The sequence below is a fragment of the Streptomyces sp. NPDC036813 genome (genome assembly GCF_055609245.1).
This window is the reverse complement of the sequence record NZ_JBVJPV010000010.1, coordinates 184,066-200,305: the sequence shown is the minus strand read 5'-3', so window position 1 is coordinate 200,305 and position 16,240 is coordinate 184,066. Positions and strand designations below refer to the sequence as shown.

The following is a 16,240-nucleotide window of genomic DNA, read 5'->3' as shown; positions in this document are numbered from 1 at the left end:
CTTCTTACTTCTCCTCGATACGGGTGTGGGTGACGGCGGGCTCGTTGCCGCCCAGCAGCAGGTAGAGGACGGCCATCCGGATGGACACGCCGTTGGCGACCTGCTCGATGGCGGTGCAGCGGCCGGAGTCGGCGACCTCGGCGGTGATCTCCATGCCGCGCACCATCGGGCCGGGGTGCATCACGATGGCGTGCTCGGGCAGCTTGGCCATGCGGTCGCCGTCGAGGCCGTAGCGGCGGGAGTACTCGCGCTCGGTGGGGAAGAAGGCGGCGTTCATCCGCTCGCGCTGGACGCGCAGCATCATCACCGCGTCGCTCTTGGGCAGCGTCGAGTCGAGGTCGTAGGAGACCTCGCAGGGCCAGGTCTCGATGCCGACCGGCAGCAGGGTGGGCGGCGCGATGAGGGTGACCTCGGCGCCGAGCGTGTGCAGCAGGTCGACGTTGGAGCGGGCGACCCGGCTGTGCAGGACGTCGCCGACGATGGTGATCCGCTTGCCGGCCAGGTCCTGGCCGAGCCCGGCGTCCCGGCCGACCAGGCGGCGGCGCATGGTGAAGGCGTCCAGCAGTGCCTGGGTGGGGTGCTGGTGGGTGCCGTCGCCGGCGTTGATGACGGCGGCGTCGATCCAGCCGGAGTTGGCGAGGCGGTACGGGGCCCCGGAGGCGCCGTGCCGGATGACGACGGCGTCGACGCCCATGGCCTCCAGGGTCTGCGCGGTGTCCTTCAGGGACTCGCCCTTGGACACGCTGGAGCCCTTGGCGGTGAAGTTGATGACGTCCGCGGACAGGCGCTTCTCGGCGGCCTCGAAGGAGATGCGGGTGCGGGTGGAGTCCTCGAAGAAGAGGTTGACGATCGTGCGGCCGCGCAGGGTCGGCAGCTTCTTGATCGGCCGGTCGGCGACCCGGGCCATCTCCTCGGCGGTGTCGAGGATCAGGACGGCGTCGTCGCGGGTGAGGTCGGCGGCCGAGATGAGATGACGCTGCATCTGTCAGGCTCCGTAGGGCAGTTCAATTCGGGAGGATGAGCGCACTTCGGTGCGTGTGCGGGCATGCCGAAGCCGCCCGGCGCGCGAGGTGCTACTGGTCGGTCTTCACACCGAGCAGCACGGTGTCGCGACCGTCCTCCTCGGCGAGAAGGACCTTGACCGTCTCCCGCAACGACGTGGGGAGGTTCTTGCCGACGTAGTCGGCGCGGATCGGCAGTTCCCGGTGACCGCGGTCCACGAGGACCGCGAGCTGCACCGCGCGGGGGCGCCCGATGTCGTTCAGGGCGTCGAGGGCGGCGCGGATGGTGCGGCCGGAGAACAGCACGTCGTCCACGAGCACGACCAGCTTGCCGTCGATGCCGTCACCGGGGATCTCGGTGCGGGCCAGCGCACGCGGCGGGTGCATGCGCAGGTCGTCGCGGTACATGGTGATGTCCAGCGAGCCGACCGGCACCTTGCGCTCGGTGATCTGCTCGAGCTTGGCGGCGAGCCGCTGGGCGAGGAAGACGCCCCGGGTGGGGATGCCGAGGAGCACCACGTCGTCGGCGCCCTTGGCGCGCTCGACGATCTCGTGGGCGATGCGGGTCATTACCCGCGCGATGTCGGGGCCTTCGAGAACGGGCCTCGCATCGGACGCTTGCGTGTCCATACGAAAAGGACCTCCTTCTCCGCCTCACGGGACGGACCTTAAAGGACGTCGGGTTTGCGCCATCCACGGTAGCAGGCCGCGACCATGCCCGGTTGCCCACCCCTGCACGGCCCGCTCCGGCATCCACGGAACGACCCCCGCTCCGCACGCGCGATCCGCCCTCGCAGAGCCCGGGCCGACACCCACGGGACGACCGGCGCACCGCCCGCGACGCGCCGGGGTGCCACCCACTCGGCCCCCTGTCACCACCCGCTTGGCGTAGTCGGCCGCCACTACCACGGAAGAGTCGGTGTGGACCATTCGGCTTGACGCAGGAGAATCACGCTGCGTAACCTCACAGTGAGTTACCAGCCGCGCGGCATGGACGAAGCCAGTCGCGTCGACACAGTGCCGGGGAGCTATATGTCCAGCGAATACGCCAAACAGCTCGGGGCCAAGCTCCGGGCCATCCGCACCCAGCAGGGCCTTTCCCTCCACGGTGTCGAGGAGAAGAGCCAGGGACGCTGGAAGGCGGTCGTGGTCGGTTCGTACGAGCGCGGCGACCGTGCCGTGACCGTGCAGCGCCTCGCCGAGCTGGCGGACTTCTACGGCGTTCCGGTGCAGGAGCTGCTCCCGGGCACGACCCCCGGCGGCGCCGCCGAGCCCCCGCCGAAGCTGGTCCTGGACCTGGAGCGCCTGGCCCACGTCCCGGTGGAGAAGGCGGGCCCGCTGCAGCGCTACGCGGCCACCATCCAGTCGCAGCGCGGTGACTACAACGGCAAGGTGCTCTCCATCCGCCAGGACGACCTGCGCACACTCGCCGTCATCTACGACCAGTCGCCCTCGGTCCTCACCGAGCAGCTGATCAGCTGGGGCGTGCTGGACGCGGACGCGCGTCGCGCGGTCGCCCACGAGGAGAGCTGAGCGCCCCGGGCACCCTCAGCAGAAACGTCTCTACCAGGGGCGGAGCCACACGGCTCCGCCCCTGGTGCGTTCTTCCGTCCCCCGCGGCACGCCTTTCCGGGGTCTCTCCCCCGCCCTGCCGGCACTCTCGTCGGCCGTCCGGATCACCCGTACGGACGCTCGGCGTCTGTGCCACGATCCTGGCGGACGAATCGTCGAGGGAGCCGGGGGGCGGCCATGTCGGTGAGTGACCAACCGGACGAGGCGTTGAACGCCCTGGTGGCCCTCGTACGGGACATCCACGCGGGTCATCTCAGCGAGGAGGCCGCCGAACAGCGCATACGGTCCGCGGGCGGGCCGCTGACCCAGGAGAAGGCGCATCACCTGGTGGCGTTCGGCCTGCACCAGGTCCGGGCCGGTGCCCCGGCCACGGGCTATCTGGTGGCCCGGCTCCTCATGGCACTGTCCGAGCAGCGCTGGGGGCGCGGCATGTCCTCCCCCTGGTGGCCGGCCGCCGACCTCCTGGTGGAGGCCGTACGGCTCGACCTCGTGGAGCGGCCCAGCGGCCGGCGGTTGCGGCTGGCCTGTGCCGTCGCCGACGAGCAGATCGAGACCCTGCGCAAGGCGGGCGAGCTGGAGGAACTGGCCGAGACCATGTACGCGGCGGGGATCCTCCGGGTCCATCCGCACATGGCCGCACCGGTGCTGGACGACTCCCTCGCCGTCCGGGAACGGCAGATCCGGGCACTGGTGCACAGTCGCCTGTTCACCTCCGGCCCCGCCGCGGAAGGCGGAGCCGACGAGGACCCGGACGTCCTGGAGGCCCTGCCCCACCCCGTGGACGCGTCGCTGGAGGCCCTGCCCTACCTCTACGGCGCCGTCGGTCTCAGCCACGGGCACGAGCGTGCCCGCTGTCTGAACGCCGTGAACGAGGCGCTGGCCGTCCTCATGGGGGACTCCGACGCCGGGAACTGGATGCTGGACGCGTGGCTGGCGAACTACCGTGCCGCGGCGGCCCTGATCGACCCGGCACGCGATCCCGTCAACGCGATCCGTCTGCGACGGGTCCTGGCCCACTACGACGGCGAGCCCGCGCCTGCCAGCCTCCGGGACCTGCTGCCGCTGCCGCTGTCCGAGCTGGTGAGAGCCCGGGGCGAACGGGAGACCTGGGCGGTGCTGGACCAGGCCCTGCATCTGCTGCGGGAGACCGGCCGACGTGATCTGCTGCGCGAACTGGTGACGACCGTCCCGACCGAGCTGCCCGAGCCCCGGGAGCGGGAGCAGCTGTGGGAGGTGTGGCACAGCCACGTGCATGTGCTGCCCGGCGATCCGACGCCCTGCCCCGCGGAGGACACCGAAGCGGGGATCAAGCGCGCGTTCGCCGGGACGATCACGGACGCGAGTCCCCACCCCGCCACGCTGGTGCATCTCGCGGCGCACTTGTACCAGGCCGGACACGCCCGGGCCGCCCGGACCGTGCTGGACGGGTTGCGCGACGACCTCCCGGACGCGGGGCCCGGAGCCGGCGACGCCGTGGGATGCCTGCTGGGCAGCGCCTCGGCCGCGGCGGCCACCGCGTATCAGGAGGACGGCCGGCCGGCGGACGCCATCGACCTGCACGCCCAGGCGGCACGCCACTACGCCGTGCTCGGCCTGCAGAGCCAGGCGCTGCGGGAACTGGGACTGATGGTGCAGTGCGCCGACTCGGGCGGCATGGACGAGGTCACGCGCGCGGCCGTCATCCTCCGGATGGGGGTCGCACCGCGGCTGCAGGCCGGCCTGGACGAGAAGTCGGCCTACGCCCTCGTCGCGGCGGCCCAACGGCTCGGCAGCCGGACGAGGGAGGGCCCGCAGTCGGCGGGGGCACTGTTGATGCTGCACACGACCGCCAAGGGTCTCGACTTCTCCCGCGCGCTGCTGTCGCCCGGCCCCCGCCACCCGCTCCCCCTGCTCGCGGAGCTCCGGCGCCGGGTCGAGGAACTCGAGAACAGGCTCGGCGAGTCCGTGCCGCCACGTCTGTACGACATCGCCGAGGACCTGGAGATGCTCTGCTACGCGGGCCCCCAGGAACAGGCGCCCGGGCACGGCGAACACGAGCTGCTGGGCAATCTCCGGCGCTCCTTCGACCGCCAGCTCTCCCGCAGCCTGTACGCCCCGGGACCGGTGCGGGAGGGAGACGCGTACCCGGAACTGAGCGATGTCGTGACCGCGTTACCCGCGGAGACGGTGCTGGTCTCGGTGTGGATCGCGCAACAGCCCCGGGGGATGGAGGCGGCCGGTCCGGACGGTCAGCCCGCCGCCGCGCTGCATCTGATGACGATCACCGCGGAGGGTGTCCGGGACATCCGGGTACTGCCCTTCGCCGGCATGCCCGCCGCGGTGATCCAGGTGAGCAAGGACGGCTACCGGCAGACCATGCACCCCCTGGCCCGGGACGTGGCCGAGGTGCGCGAGGTCGTCCGTACCGACCCGCTGCACGGTGAGGTCACGCGGATCGGGTCGCAGGCCCTGGACTTCGGCGGGTTCTTCGGCGATCTGGGCGAGGTGCTGAGCCGCCTGCACGGCGAGGGAAAACGGCATCTGTGCTTCTGGGCGCACGGTCCTCTCCACTTCCTGCCCTTCCCGCTGCTGCGCTCGGCGGAGCGTCCGCTGGCAGACGACTGGACCGTGACCACCGTGCCGAGCCCGGTCTGTGTCACCGGCGCCCGGAATCCCGGGCAGCGCACCGGGGCGGGGCTCGTGTCGCTGGGTGCGGCGCTGGGCGGCACGCCCTGGGGCCTGCGTCCGGAGCCGGTGCTGGACCGACACGCGGCGGCGGTGGCCGCGCTCGCGGGCGGTGCCGCCCTGGTCGGCCCGGAGGCGACACCGGCGTCCTTCCTGGACCGCGCCGAGGGCGCCCGCTATGTGCACGTGGCGGCACACGGCGCACACAGCCAGGACGCCTCCTGGTTCCAGTGCCTGTACCTCAACCCGCCCGGCGAGGGAGCGGACGGCCGGCTGTTCGGCCACGAGGTCCTGGCCCGTGATCTGCGGGGCGTGGATCTGGTCACCCTGGGTGCCTGTGAATCGGCCCTCGGACGCTTCGACCTCGCCGACAACCCACGCGGGCTGCCCGCCGCGTTCCTGCTGGCCGGGGCGCGCGCGGTGGTCGGCTGCCTGTGGCCCGTGCGGACCGACCCGGCCACCTGCTTCTTCGGTGAGCTGTACGGGCATCTTGCCGCTCACCACGACACCCTGCGCGCCTTCCGTCACGCCCAGACGGTCACCCGCGCCCGCTTCCCCCAGTACCGCGACTGGGGGGCCTTTGCGTATCACGGCGGCTGGACGCGCCCCGACGGAAGGACCGGCTGATTCCTTCGGACCTGCCCCCGCTCACCACGTACGACGTCGATCTGATCGTGCCGGCGACGCTCCAGGGGAACACCGCCGAGGAGCGCATCCGCCGTCGGCTGACCGTCACCGAGCCCTACGTCGTCCGGCAGACGCTCGAGCAGCTGCGGGAGCGCGGGGTGAACCCGGCCCTGCTCGCGGCCTCCTCGCCGCACGACGACTACTTCCTGCTGATGTTCGGCTGCGCCTTCCGACCCGACCCGGACGGCGATTCCGTGCCCTTCAAGGACGCGCACATCGGCATCCGGCTCACGTCGCCCGGCGACGGACGGCAGCCCGTGGCGCTGGCCCTGTCGCCCGACACGGCGAGCGCCGCGAGCGGGAACAGCTTCCGTGTCGCCGTGTCGGTGCCGCTGGGCGTGGCGGAGCCGTCCGTGGAGTACGCGGCGGACGGAACGAGACAGGAGCAGTACATCACCGCGTACGGCGTCGGCAGCAGCAATCCGGAGTGGCTGCTGCGTGAGCGGCCGGGTCATCCGCTGACCGGCGTCTGGCTGACGGTGGCGGTGTGTGCGCCCGCCGGGTCCGCTGTCGTGGCCGAGGTCGTCGTGGCGGCCTCTCTGCGGAGGATGAGGGTCCTGCGCAGCCGGGCGGAGCTGCCCCCACGGCTGCACACGATCGATCTGACGTCGATCGCCCGGCCGGCGCTGCCCGGCGGCCCGGCCGGGGCGCTGCCGCAGGCGGCGGGTGGGCAGTGAACGCCAAGGGCCCGCGGACGGATCCGCGGGCCCTTGGGCATGGCACGAACAGGGGGCGTCAGGCCTGGTCCCTGCGCAGGGACGGCTTGAGCTCCTTCAGCCGGCCGAGCAGGCCGTTGACGAACGACGGCGACTCGTCGGTGGAGAACTCCTTCGCCAGCTGCACCATCTCGTCCAGGACGACGGCGTCCGGCGTCTCGTCGACCCAGATCAGCTCGTAGGCACCGAGACGGAGGATGTTGCGGTCGACGACCGGCATCCGGTCCAGCGTCCAGCCCACCGCGTACTGCGCGATCAGCTCGTCGATGCGCTTCGCGTGCTCGGCGTAGCCCTCGACCAGCTGCATCGTGTACTCGCTCACCGGCGGCTGCCGGGTGTCGGAGCGGGAGAGCCGGACCCAGTCCGCGAGGACCGTCAGGACGTCGGCGTCGCGCTGGTCGCCCTCGAAGAGGATCTGGAAGGCGCGCTTGCGGGCCGTGTTGCGGGCAGCCACGGTTAGCTGTTCACCCGGCCGAGGTAGTCGCTGGTGCGGGTGTCGACCTTGATCTTCTCACCGGTGGTGATGAAGAGCGGGACCTGGATCTGGTGGCCGGTCTCCAGGGTGGCGGGCTTGGTGCCACCGGTGGAGCGGTCGCCCTGGACGCCCGGCTCGGTCTCCTGGACGGTCAGCTCGACGGCGGCCGGCAGCTCGACGAAGAGCACCTCGCCCTCGTGCTGCGCGACGGTGGCCGTGAAGCCCTCGATCAGGAAGTTGGCGGCGTCGCCGACGGCCTTGCGGTCGACCATCAGCTGGTCGTAGGTCTCCATGTCCATGAAGACGAAGTACTCGCCGTCCATGTAGGAGAACTGCATGTCGCGCTTGTCGACGGTGGCCGTCTCGACCTTGACGCCGGCGTTGAAGGTCTTGTCGACGACCTTCCCGGACAGCACGTTCTTGAGCTTGGTGCGCACGAAGGCCGGGCCCTTGCCGGGCTTGACGTGCTGGAACTCGACGACGGACCAGAGCTGGCCGCCTTCGAGCTTGAGCACCATGCCGTTCTTGAGGTCGTTCGTGGAAGCCACGGTTGCGGAATCTCCTGGACTGACGTGGACGACCCCGGGGCACGCACCTGCCTAGAGGGCGAGCAGCTCCTTGGTCGTGATGGTGAGTAGCTCGGGTCCGCCGTCCGCCTCGGGGCGGACGACGAGCGTGTCATCGATCCTGACACCGCCCCGACCGGGGAGGTGGACCCCCGGTTCGACGGTGACCGGCACGCAAGCGTCCAGTTTACCCATGGCCGAGGGAGTCAACTGAGGGTCCTCGTCGATTTCGAGTCCGACACCGTGCCCGGTGAGCGGCAGAAGGCGCTCGGAGTGGCCCGCGGAGTCCAGTACCTGGCGCGCCGCGCGGTCCACGTCCCGGTACGCGGTGCCCGGCATCAGGCTCTCGCGGCCGGCCCGCTGTGCGGCGAAGACCAGGTCGTACAGCTCGATCTGCCAGTCGGCGGGCGAGGTGCCGATGACGAAGGTGCGGCCGATCTCGCAGCGGTAGCCGCGGTAGGTCGCGCCCAAACACACGGAGAGGAAGTCGCCCTCCTCCACGCGGCGGTCGGTGGGCCGGTGCCCGCGCCGCCCCGCGTGCGGGCCGGTGGCCACGGAGGTGGCGAAGGCGGGCCCGTCGGCGCCGTGGTCGACCAGGCGGCGCTCCAGCTCCAGGGCGAGGTGCCGTTCGGTGCGCCCGACGAGGATGGACTCCAGCAGCTCCCCGAGGGCCTGGTCGGCGATCTCCGCGCCGATCCGCAGGCAGGAGATCTCCTCCTCGTCCTTGACCACCCTGAGCTGTTCCACCGCGCCGCCCAGGTCGCTCAGCCGCAGCCGGGGCGCCACCGAGCGGATGGCCCGGTGCCGGGCGACGGTGAGGTGGTGCTCCTCCAGGGCGAGGGAGTCCAGACCCGCGGCCTGCGCCAGGCCCGCCGCCGCGACAGCGGCGTCGCCGCCGGGACCGGACAGGGTGTGGACGCGCAGGGCCTCGTCGGGACGGCCCTCGGTGGGCCGGTCCTCGAGCGGGCCCGCGCACACCAGCACGTCGTCGTCCCTGCTCAGCAGCAGTGCGGCGCCGTGCGGGGACGCGCCCGCCAGGTAGCGGATGTTGGCGGGACGGGTGACCAGGGCGGAGGGGCTGCCGCCCACACTGCAGCGTTCCCTCAGCCTGGCTCGGCGGGTCGCGTACACCTCTGACATGAGACGAGCGTAGGAGCGATGGGCGTTTTGTGCCGGTTGGGAGGGGCCGAAGGAGGTGCGCCGGGGGGCCTGTCGTCTGACGGGTGCGGGAGGGGCGTGGCGGGCGCGGGGTTCCCCGTGCCCCTCAGGTCGGCCCGCTCCCCTTGGCTACCACTGCGGCGGACTCGCTATCGCCCTCGCCAGCACGTCGTCCAGGAGCTTCGCCGTCTCCGGGACGTCCAGCTGGGAGTTGTCGATGATCGGCAGGCCCGAGCCGTACCAGCCGGCCATACGGCCGTGGATGCGGGCGACCTCCTCGTCCGTGAGGCGGCGGTTGCCGCTGCGCTCGGCGTTGCGCTCCAGCACGATGTCGAGTCCCGGCAGCAGCACGACCGGGAGCAGGCCGGGGCCGACATGCCGTTTCCAGCCACCGAGGCCGACGACCGGGCGGTCGGGGAAGACGGCGTCGTCGAGGATGCAGGAGATGCCGTTGGCGAGGAAGTTGCGCGCGGCGAAGCCGCAGGTCCGGCGGGCGAGGCGGTACTGCGCCTCCGAGTGGTCGTTCCAGCCCGACTGGGGGTCGGCGAAGCCCGAGCGCACCCATTCGCGCACGTCGTCGAGGCTGATGTGGGCCGTGGGCACCCCGCGGTGGTCGGCCCAGTAGCGGGCGACGCTGGTCTTGCCGGCCCCGGCCGGGCCAATGAGCAGGACGGCGAGGGTGGTGGTCGCCGGGTCGGGGGTGACCGGTGCGGGCGGCACCGCGGGCACACCGACCGGACCGCCCGGGGGCAGCGCGACATGGCCGGTGGCGTCGGGGGGCGGGGGCGCGGCCGGATGCGGCGGCATCCCCTGGGGCGGTGGCGCGGGGTGTGGCGGCAGCGGGCCGGAGGGTGGCGCTCCGGTGAAGCCCGGGGGCGGCGGGGGCACGGGGCCGGAGCCCTGGGGTGCGGGGGCCGGCCCGTGGGGGGCGACCGGGTGATGTGCGGCCGGTGACCAGCCGACGGCCGGTCGGTGCCCCGGCTGGTGGGGCGGCGGCAGCGGAGAACCCACTGCATGCTGCATCCGGTGCCACTCCGTCTCGTACAGAAATTGACGCTGGCCGGCGGGGGCGAACCCCGCCCTACCGAACGGTACCGCCCCCGGCCGCTGATTGGTGAACGGCCGGGGGCGGTGTGAAGTGCCCGCTGTGCATGCGGAATCGGGCGGAAGGGACCTCGCGGGAGTTACTGTCCCACTTCCCCGTACGCGGCGAGCAGCACCGCCGGGTCCGGGCCCTCCATGACGGTCGGCTTGGCCAGGCCGTCCAGGACGATGAAGCGCAGCAGGTCACCGCGGGACTTCTTGTCGACCTTCATCGTCTCCAGCAGCTTGGGCCACTGGTCGTAACGGTAGTGCAGCGGCAGGCCGACCGCTTCGAGGACCGTGCGGTGGCGGTCGGCCGTGGCATCGTCCAACCGGCCCGCCAGGCGCCCGAGTTCGGCCGCGAAGTGCATGCCGACGGCGACGGCCGCGCCGTGCCGCCACTTGTACCGCTCGTTCTTCTCGATGGCGTGGCCCAGGGTGTGGCCGTAGTTGAGGATCTCCCGCAGACCCGACTCCTTCAGGTCGCTGGAGACGACCTCCGCCTTCACCCGGATCGAACGCTCGATCAGCTCGGCCGTGTGCGGGCCCGCCGGGGTGCGCGCGGCCTCGGGGTCGGACTCGATGAGCTCCAGGATGACCGGGTCGGCGATGAAGCCCGCCTTGATGACCTCGGCCAGGCCGGAGACGTAGTCGTTGACCGGGAGGGAGTCCAGCGCGGCCAGGTCGCACAGGACGCCGGCCGGCGGGTGGAAGGCGCCCACCAGGTTCTTGCCCTCGGCGGTGTTGATGCCGGTCTTGCCGCCGACGGCCGCGTCCACCATCGCCAGGACGGTCGTGGGGACGGCGATCCAGCGCACGCCGCGCAGCCAGGTCGCGGCGACGAAACCGGCGAGGTCGGTGGTGGCGCCGCCGCCGACGCCGACGATGACGTCGGTGCGGGTGAACCCGGACTGGCCGAGCGCCTTCCAGCAGTAGGCGGCGACCTCGGCGGTCTTGGCCTCCTCGGCGTTCGGTACCTGGATCGCGACGGCCTCGAAGCCCTGCTCGGCCAGATCGGCGCGCAGTGCGTCACCGGTCTCGGCGAGCGCCTCGGGGTGGATCACGGCGACCCGCTTGGCCTTGGCGCCGATCAGCCCGCCGAGTTCACCCAGCAGCTGACGGCCCACCAGGACGTCGTAGGGCTCGGTGCCGGCCGTCCCACCGACGTGGATCCGCGTGACCGACTCGCTCATGCTTTCTTCAACTCCACTGCGTCCAGGGCGGCTTGGGTGACCTCTTCGGGGGTGCGCCCGTCGGTCGGCACCACCGCGGTGGCGACCTCCTCGTACAGGTGCCGGCGGGCCTCCATCAGCTCGCGCCACTGCTTGCGCGGGTTGACCGCGAGCAGCGGGCGCGCGGCGTTGAGGCCGGTGCGCTTGACGGCCTCCTCTACGTCCATCGAGAGGTAGACCACCTGATGGCCGGCCAGGAGCGCGCGGGTGTCGGCGTCGAGGACGGCACCGCCGCCGAGCGCGAGGACGCCCTCGTGCTCGGCCAGCGCCTCGCGCACCGCGGCCTTCTCCACGGCACGGAAGGCGCTCTCGCCGTCCTCCACGAAGATGTCGGCGATGGTGCGGCCCTGCCCGGTGACGATGTCGTCGTCGGTGTCCCGGTAACCCACGCCGAGCCGCTCGGCGAGGAGCCGCCCGACGGTGGACTTGCCCACGCCCATCGGGCCGACCAGGACCAGCAGCGGCCCGCTCATCGGATGTGGAGGTTGTCGAGGTAGGAACGCACGTTGCGGCGGGTCTCGGTGACACTGTCGCCGCCGAACTTCTCCGCCACCGCGTCCGCCAGCACCAGGGCCACCATCGCCTCGGCGACGATGCCCGCGGCCGGGACCGCGGAGACGTCGGAGCGCTGGTGGTGGGCCTGGGTGGCCTCGCCGGTGGTCACGTCCACCGTCTGCAGCGCCCGCGGCACCGTCGCGATCGGCTTCATCGCCGCCCGCACCCGCAGCAGCTCACCGGTGGACAGACCGCCCTCGGTGCCACCGGCCCGGCCGGAGACACGGCGGATGCCCTCGGGCGTGTTCACGATCTCGTCGTGCGCCTTCGAACCGGGCACCCGGGCCAGGTCGAACCCGTCACCGACCTCGACGCCCTTGATCGCCTGGATGCCCATCAGCGCACCGGCCAGCCGGGCGTCCAGCCGGCGGTCCCAGTGCACGTGCGAGCCCAGGCCCACCGGCACCCCGTACGCCAGCACCTCGACCACACCGCCGAGCGTGTCACCGTCCTTGTGGGCCTGGTCGACCTCGGCCACCATCGCCTTGGACGTGTCCGCGTCCAGGCAGCGCAGCGGGTCCGCGTCCAGCTTCTCGACGTCGGCCGGCGTCGGGTACACCCCGCGCGGCGCCTTCACCGAGCACAGCTCGGTGACATGGCTGACGATCTCGATGCCGGCCGTCTCCTTCAGGTAGGAGCGGGCCACCGCGCCCAGCGCCACCCGCGCCGCCGTCTCCCGCGCCGAGGCACGCTCCAGGATCGGCCGGGCCTCGTCGAAGCCGTACTTCTGCATGCCCGCCAGGTCGGCATGGCCGGGACGCGGCCGGGTCAGCGGCGCGTTGCGGGCCAGCGCGGCCAGCTCCTCCGGGTCCACCGGATCGGCCGCCATGACCTTCTCCCACTTCGGCCACTCGGTGTTGCCCACCATGATCGCGACCGGGGAACCCAGGGTCAGCCCGTGCCGGACACCACCCAGGAAGGTCACCTCGTCCCGCTCGAACTTCATCCGCGCACCGCGGCCGTAGCCGAGCCGCCGCCGCGCCAGGTGGTCCGCCACCATCTCCGTGGTGATCGGCACGCCGGCGGGAAGGCCCTCCAGCGTCGCGACAAGTGCGGGACCATGGGACTCACCCGCGGTCAGCCAACGCAGCCTGCTCAACGATGCTCCTCAGTGCTCGCGCCTGGTTCTGCTCCGCGTACACGCACGCACGCGTACGGCGACGGCGCGACCGGGTGCGCGGCCCGGGCCCGCCACCTCCGATCCTCCCACGTCCCGGCCACAGTCCCGGCCGCCGGTCCAGCAGGCGGACGCCGACACGGACGGCGCACGCGCACGTGCGGCCGCTTCCGGCCTGGGCGTACAGGCAGCATCCGGCACTCGCCGCGCTGCCGAGGAGCCGCCCACCCGGGGTGGACGAGCCGCCCTTCCGGGCGGACGTCAGCGTTCGGCCAGGGCCTTCTCGCCCGCCCGGCGCATCGCCTCCAGCGGGGCGGGGGCGTGCCCGGTCATCTGCTCGACCTGGAGGACGGCCTGGTGCACGAGCAGGTCCAGCCCGCTGACCACGGCACCGCCGAACATCGACCAGCGTGCGGCCAGCTCGGTCGGCCAGGGGTCGTACAGCACGTCGAAGAGCGTGGCGGGCCGCTCCGGTACGGCGGCGGCCAGGGAGTCGGTCGTCCCGGCCGGTGTGGTCGCGATGACCAGGGGCGCGCGCAGGGCCTCGGCCGCGTCCGCCCAGTCGGCGGTGCGCACCTCGACGTCCAGGCGCTCGCCCCACTGGTGCATCTCGGCGGCGCGGGCCTCGCTGCGCACATAGACGACGACCTCGCCCGAGCACACCCGGGACAGCGCGGCCAGCGCCGAGGACGCGGTGGCACCGGCGCCGAGCACCGCGGCCGTGTCGACCTCCTCGATGCCGTGCTCGCGCAGCGCGGCGACCATGCCGGGGATGTCGGTGTTGTCCCCGACCCGGCGGCCGTCCTCGGTGAGGACGACCGTGTTGACGGCCTCCACCGAGGACGCGGTCTCGCTGATCTCGTCCAGCAGCGGGATCACGGCCCGCTTCAGCGGCATGGTCAGGGACAGTCCCGCCCACTCGGCACCCAGCGTGCCGAAGAAACCGGGCAGCCCGGCCTCGTCGACCTCGAAGCGGTCGTAGCTCCAGCCGTCGAGGCCCAGCTCCGCGTAGGCGGCCCGGTGCAGCACCGGGGACAGGGAGTGCGCGATGGGCGAGCCGAGGACGGCCGCCCGGCGGGCGTCAGTTGCCCGAGCTTTCATTGAACTTGTCCTTGAGCTTGTTGAACTCGGCCAGCGTCCTGGCGAATTCGGTGTTGCTCACGCCGTCGGTCGCCACGAAGTAGATCCAGCCGTCGTGCGTCGGATTCAGCGCCGCCTTCATGGCGTCGTCACCGGGGTTGCCGATGGGGCCGGGCGGCAGACCCTTGTTCGTGTACGTGTTGTACGGGTCCTTGTTCTTGTAGATCTCGCGCGTGGCGATGTGGATGTTGCTCTCGCCCTTCAGATAGTTGAAGGTCGAGTCGAACTGCAGGAGCTGGTTGGTCTCCGTGTTCGTCGGCTTGAGGCGGTTGTAGACCACCTCGGCCATCTTGCGGTAGTCGTCGTGGGTCTTGCCCTCGGCCTGGACCAGGCTGGCCACCGTGACGAGCTGCAGCGGATCCTTCAGGCCCAGGGCCTGGGCCTTGCCCTGGAGGTCGTAGCGGCCGTAGGCCTCGCTGGCCTGGGTCACCATCGCCTTCAGCACCGTCTCCGGCTTCATGCCCTTGGCCGCGGGATAGGTGCCCGGGGCGAGGAAGCCCTCCAGCGGGTCCTTGATGTCGCTGTTGTTGTTCGCCCAGCTGGGCAGGCCGAGGCTCTTGTACTGCTTCTCGGCGGTGTCCTTGGTGGTGCCGGTGGCGAGGCCCAGCTTCTGGTCGATCGCCGCGTAGACGTGCGCGTTGCGCTCACCGGGCGTGACCATGACGTTGTTCTGGCTCTTGGGGTCGAGCATCATCTCGACGGCGCTGGCGGCCGACATCTGCTTGCGCAGGATGTAGGCGCCGGCCTGGATGGAGTTGCCCTGCGGGTTCTGCTGCTGGGCGGAGACGAACGCGTCGACGCTCTTGACCACGCCCGCCGCCTTGAGACGTCGGCCGATGTCGTAGCCGCCGGCGCCCTTGGGGATCTCGATGGTCACGCTCTCGCCCGTTCCGTCGCCCGCGTAGTCCGGGGCCGAGCCGAAACGATTTTGGTAGAAGGTGTAGCCGACGTAGCCGACGCCGGCGAGTCCGCCGCCGAACACGAGCGCGACCACCAGGCAGGCGATGCCGTTCCGGCTCTTCTTCTTGCCGCCCTTGCCGTCTTTGCCCCCTTTGCCGCCGCGCCGGGCCGCGCGCCCGCGGGGCTCGGCGTCGTCCTCGGGGTCCGCGTCCGGGTCATCGCCCGCGAAGAAGGCGTGCTCGCCCTGGTCGGGGCCGGGGTCCCAGTCGGTCTCCTGCCGCGGCTCCGGCTCGCCGCGCCGACGGGCAGGCGGCTCCGGCGGCGGGTAGGCGCCCTCGGTCTGGTAGAAGTCGGGCTGCTCACCGCCGTAGGCGGCGGGCTGCTGTGCGTAGGGGTCGGCCGGGTCGGGCGGGTACGGCACGTGCCCGTGCGTGCCCGTGGTGTCCCAGCCACCGTCCTGCGGGTACTGCTGCTCGCCGTAGTACTGCTGCTGGTGCTGGTACTGCTGCTGCTCCTGGTGCCGCTGGTACTGCTGCTGGCCGTACCCGGACTGCTGCTCGGGCCCCCAGTCGCCGTAGCCCTCGTGCTGCGGGTGCTGCCCGTGCTGCTGCGGGTGCTGCCCGTGCTGCTGGTGGTGCTGCGGCTGCTGCGGGTGGTGCTGCTGGCCGCCGTAGGCAGGCTGATGGCCCACGTGGGGCTGCTGCCCTTCCCATCCGCCGTCCCCGTACAACGGGTCCTCCGGATGCCACGGTTCGGAGCCTTGGCCCCGGCCATACTCAGTCATCGATCCCCTAGAGCCGCGAGGCGGCGGTCACGCGGCTGGTGGCTCCGGCTCCGTCCCGCCTCTTGTTGTGCGGCGGCTGTTCGAACACCGCCGCATCGCGCGGAACGTTACCGTATCGCGATCAGATGACCACTTCGACGCCCTCGCCCGGGGCTTTGCCTGACACCCGTTCGGATTCGAGCGCCTGCTGCAGGATGATGACGGCCGCCGCCTGGTCGATGACCGAGCGGCCCTTCTTGGCCTTCACGCCCGAGGCACGCAGCCCCTGGCTGGCCGTGACCGTGGTCATCCGCTCGTCCACCAGACGGACCGGCACCGGCTCGATGCCCCGGGCCAGCTCCTGCGCGAAGGCGCGGACCTTGACGGCGGCCGGGCCCTCGCCCCCCTTGAGGGAGCGAGGGAGACCGACGACGACCTCGATCGGCTCGTACTCCTCCACCAGCTGGCGCAACCGGCGGTGGGCGGCGGGGATGTCGCGGCCCGGGACCGTCTCCACCGGGGTGGCGAGGATCCCGTCGGGGTCGCACGAGGCGACCCCGATCCGGGCGTCCCCGACGTCGATCGAGAGCCGACGTCCTCTGCGCATGATT

The 16,240-nt window shown here is 72.0% G+C and carries 15 protein-coding genes; 3 read left to right on the top strand and 12 right to left on the bottom strand.

The genetic code is table 11. From position 1 onward, the window contains the following. Window positions 1-4 precede the first annotated feature (4 nt). Both ACZ67Q_RS22010 and pyrR read right to left on the bottom strand, forming a co-directional pair. Window positions 5-982, bottom strand: a complete 978-nt coding sequence (locus ACZ67Q_RS22010) for an aspartate carbamoyltransferase catalytic subunit (RefSeq protein ID WP_471184635.1) — start codon at window positions 980-982, stop codon at window positions 5-7. A 91-nt stretch (window positions 983-1,073) separates the two neighbouring features. Next, window positions 1,074-1,631 (bottom strand): bifunctional pyr operon transcriptional regulator/uracil phosphoribosyltransferase PyrR, encoded by a 558-nt coding sequence (pyrR, locus tag ACZ67Q_RS22005; RefSeq protein ID WP_471184633.1) that lies wholly within the window; start codon window positions 1,629-1,631, stop codon window positions 1,074-1,076. A 402-nt stretch (window positions 1,632-2,033) separates the two neighbouring features. Here pyrR and bldD point away from each other — a divergent pair, with 402 nt between their 5' ends. The 3 genes from bldD to ACZ67Q_RS21990 all read left to right on the top strand — a co-directional run bounded on the left by bldD (window position 2,034) and on the right by ACZ67Q_RS21990 (window position 6,601). Continuing rightward, window positions 2,034-2,534, top strand: coding sequence for a transcriptional regulator BldD (gene bldD, locus ACZ67Q_RS22000; RefSeq protein WP_110626898.1), 501 nt, complete (start codon window positions 2,034-2,036; stop codon window positions 2,532-2,534). Between the two features lie 216 nt (window positions 2,535-2,750). After that, on the top strand, window positions 2,751-5,864 hold the full coding sequence (locus tag ACZ67Q_RS21995; RefSeq protein WP_471184630.1) for a CHAT domain-containing protein: 3,114 nt from the start codon (window positions 2,751-2,753) through the stop codon (window positions 5,862-5,864). Window positions 5,865-5,911: 47 nt separating this feature from the next. Then, on the top strand, window positions 5,912-6,601 hold the full coding sequence (locus ACZ67Q_RS21990; protein WP_471184628.1) for a hypothetical protein: 690 nt from the start codon (window positions 5,912-5,914) through the stop codon (window positions 6,599-6,601). 58 nt (window positions 6,602-6,659) lie between these two features. Here the strand turns inward: ACZ67Q_RS21990 and nusB are convergent, their stop codons facing one another. From nusB to ruvX, 10 genes are all read right to left on the bottom strand, one after another. Continuing rightward, window positions 6,660-7,094, bottom strand: a complete 435-nt coding sequence (gene nusB / locus ACZ67Q_RS21985) for a transcription antitermination factor NusB (RefSeq protein WP_361635074.1) — start codon at window positions 7,092-7,094, stop codon at window positions 6,660-6,662. Window positions 7,095-7,096: 2 nt separating this feature from the next. Next, complete coding sequence (gene efp, locus ACZ67Q_RS21980; RefSeq protein WP_043498973.1) at window positions 7,097-7,663, bottom strand: elongation factor P; 567 nt, start codon at window positions 7,661-7,663, stop codon at window positions 7,097-7,099. Between the two features lie 51 nt (window positions 7,664-7,714). Beyond that, window positions 7,715-8,821 carry an aminopeptidase P family protein gene (locus ACZ67Q_RS21975; protein ID WP_471184624.1) on the bottom strand — a complete coding sequence of 369 codons (1,107 nt, stop codon included), beginning with the start codon at window positions 8,819-8,821 and terminating at the stop codon, window positions 7,715-7,717. Window positions 8,822-8,968: 147 nt separating this feature from the next. Next, on the bottom strand, window positions 8,969-9,862 hold the full coding sequence (locus ACZ67Q_RS21970) for a Pro-rich N-terminal domain-containing protein (RefSeq protein WP_471184621.1): 894 nt from the start codon (window positions 9,860-9,862) through the stop codon (window positions 8,969-8,971). Window positions 9,863-10,023: 161 nt separating this feature from the next. Further along, window positions 10,024-11,115, bottom strand: coding sequence for a 3-dehydroquinate synthase (aroB, locus tag ACZ67Q_RS21965; RefSeq protein WP_471184618.1), 1,092 nt, complete (start codon window positions 11,113-11,115; stop codon window positions 10,024-10,026). Beyond that, window positions 11,112-11,627 (bottom strand): shikimate kinase, encoded by a 516-nt coding sequence (locus ACZ67Q_RS21960; protein ID WP_471184616.1) that lies wholly within the window; start codon window positions 11,625-11,627, stop codon window positions 11,112-11,114. Before ACZ67Q_RS21960 ends, aroB begins: the two co-directional genes overlap by 4 nt. Further along, a complete protein-coding gene (gene aroC / locus ACZ67Q_RS21955; RefSeq protein ID WP_471184614.1) occupies window positions 11,624-12,808 on the bottom strand; it encodes a chorismate synthase in 1,185 nt (394 codons plus the stop codon). The genes ACZ67Q_RS21960 and aroC overlap by 4 nt, the downstream gene beginning before the upstream one ends. 279 nt (window positions 12,809-13,087) lie before the next feature. Beyond that, window positions 13,088-13,927, bottom strand: a complete 840-nt coding sequence (locus tag ACZ67Q_RS21950; protein WP_471184611.1) for a shikimate dehydrogenase — start codon at window positions 13,925-13,927, stop codon at window positions 13,088-13,090. Then, the gene (mltG, locus tag ACZ67Q_RS21945; RefSeq protein ID WP_471184608.1) at window positions 13,908-15,650 is read right to left on the bottom strand and encodes an endolytic transglycosylase MltG; all 1,743 of its coding nucleotides are present in this window, start codon (window positions 15,648-15,650) and stop codon (window positions 13,908-13,910) included. The genes ACZ67Q_RS21950 and mltG overlap by 20 nt, the downstream gene beginning before the upstream one ends. 121 nt (window positions 15,651-15,771) lie before the next feature. Beyond that, window positions 15,772-16,236, bottom strand: a complete 465-nt coding sequence (gene ruvX, locus ACZ67Q_RS21940; protein WP_471184606.1) for a Holliday junction resolvase RuvX — start codon at window positions 16,234-16,236, stop codon at window positions 15,772-15,774. Window positions 16,237-16,240 lie beyond the last annotated feature (4 nt).

Bases quoted from the DNA above. Each gene is read 5' to 3' on its own strand.
- ACZ67Q_RS22010 (WP_471184635.1), bottom strand. From the start codon at position 982: ATGCAGCGTCATCTCATCTCGGCCGCCGACCTCACCCGCGACGACGCC.
- pyrR (WP_471184633.1), bottom strand. From the start codon at position 1,631: ATGGACACGCAAGCGTCCGATGCGAGGCCCGTTCTCGAAGGCCCCGAC.
- bldD (WP_110626898.1), top strand. From the start codon at position 2,034: ATGTCCAGCGAATACGCCAAACAGCTCGGGGCCAAGCTCCGGGCCATC.
- ACZ67Q_RS21995 (WP_471184630.1), top strand. From the start codon at position 2,751: ATGTCGGTGAGTGACCAACCGGACGAGGCGTTGAACGCCCTGGTGGCC.
- ACZ67Q_RS21975 (WP_471184624.1), bottom strand. From the start codon at position 8,821: ATGTCAGAGGTGTACGCGACCCGCCGAGCCAGGCTGAGGGAACGCTGC.
- ACZ67Q_RS21970 (WP_471184621.1), bottom strand. From the start codon at position 9,862: ATGCAGCATGCAGTGGGTTCTCCGCTGCCGCCGCCCCACCAGCCGGGG.
- aroB (WP_471184618.1), bottom strand. From the start codon at position 11,115: ATGAGCGAGTCGGTCACGCGGATCCACGTCGGTGGGACGGCCGGCACC.
- ACZ67Q_RS21960 (WP_471184616.1), bottom strand. From the start codon at position 11,627: ATGAGCGGGCCGCTGCTGGTCCTGGTCGGCCCGATGGGCGTGGGCAAG.
- ACZ67Q_RS21950 (WP_471184611.1), bottom strand. From the start codon at position 13,927: ATGAAAGCTCGGGCAACTGACGCCCGCCGGGCGGCCGTCCTCGGCTCG.
- mltG (WP_471184608.1), bottom strand. From the start codon at position 15,650: ATGACTGAGTATGGCCGGGGCCAAGGCTCCGAACCGTGGCATCCGGAG.
- ruvX (WP_471184606.1), bottom strand. From the start codon at position 16,236: ATGCGCAGAGGACGTCGGCTCTCGATCGACGTCGGGGACGCCCGGATC.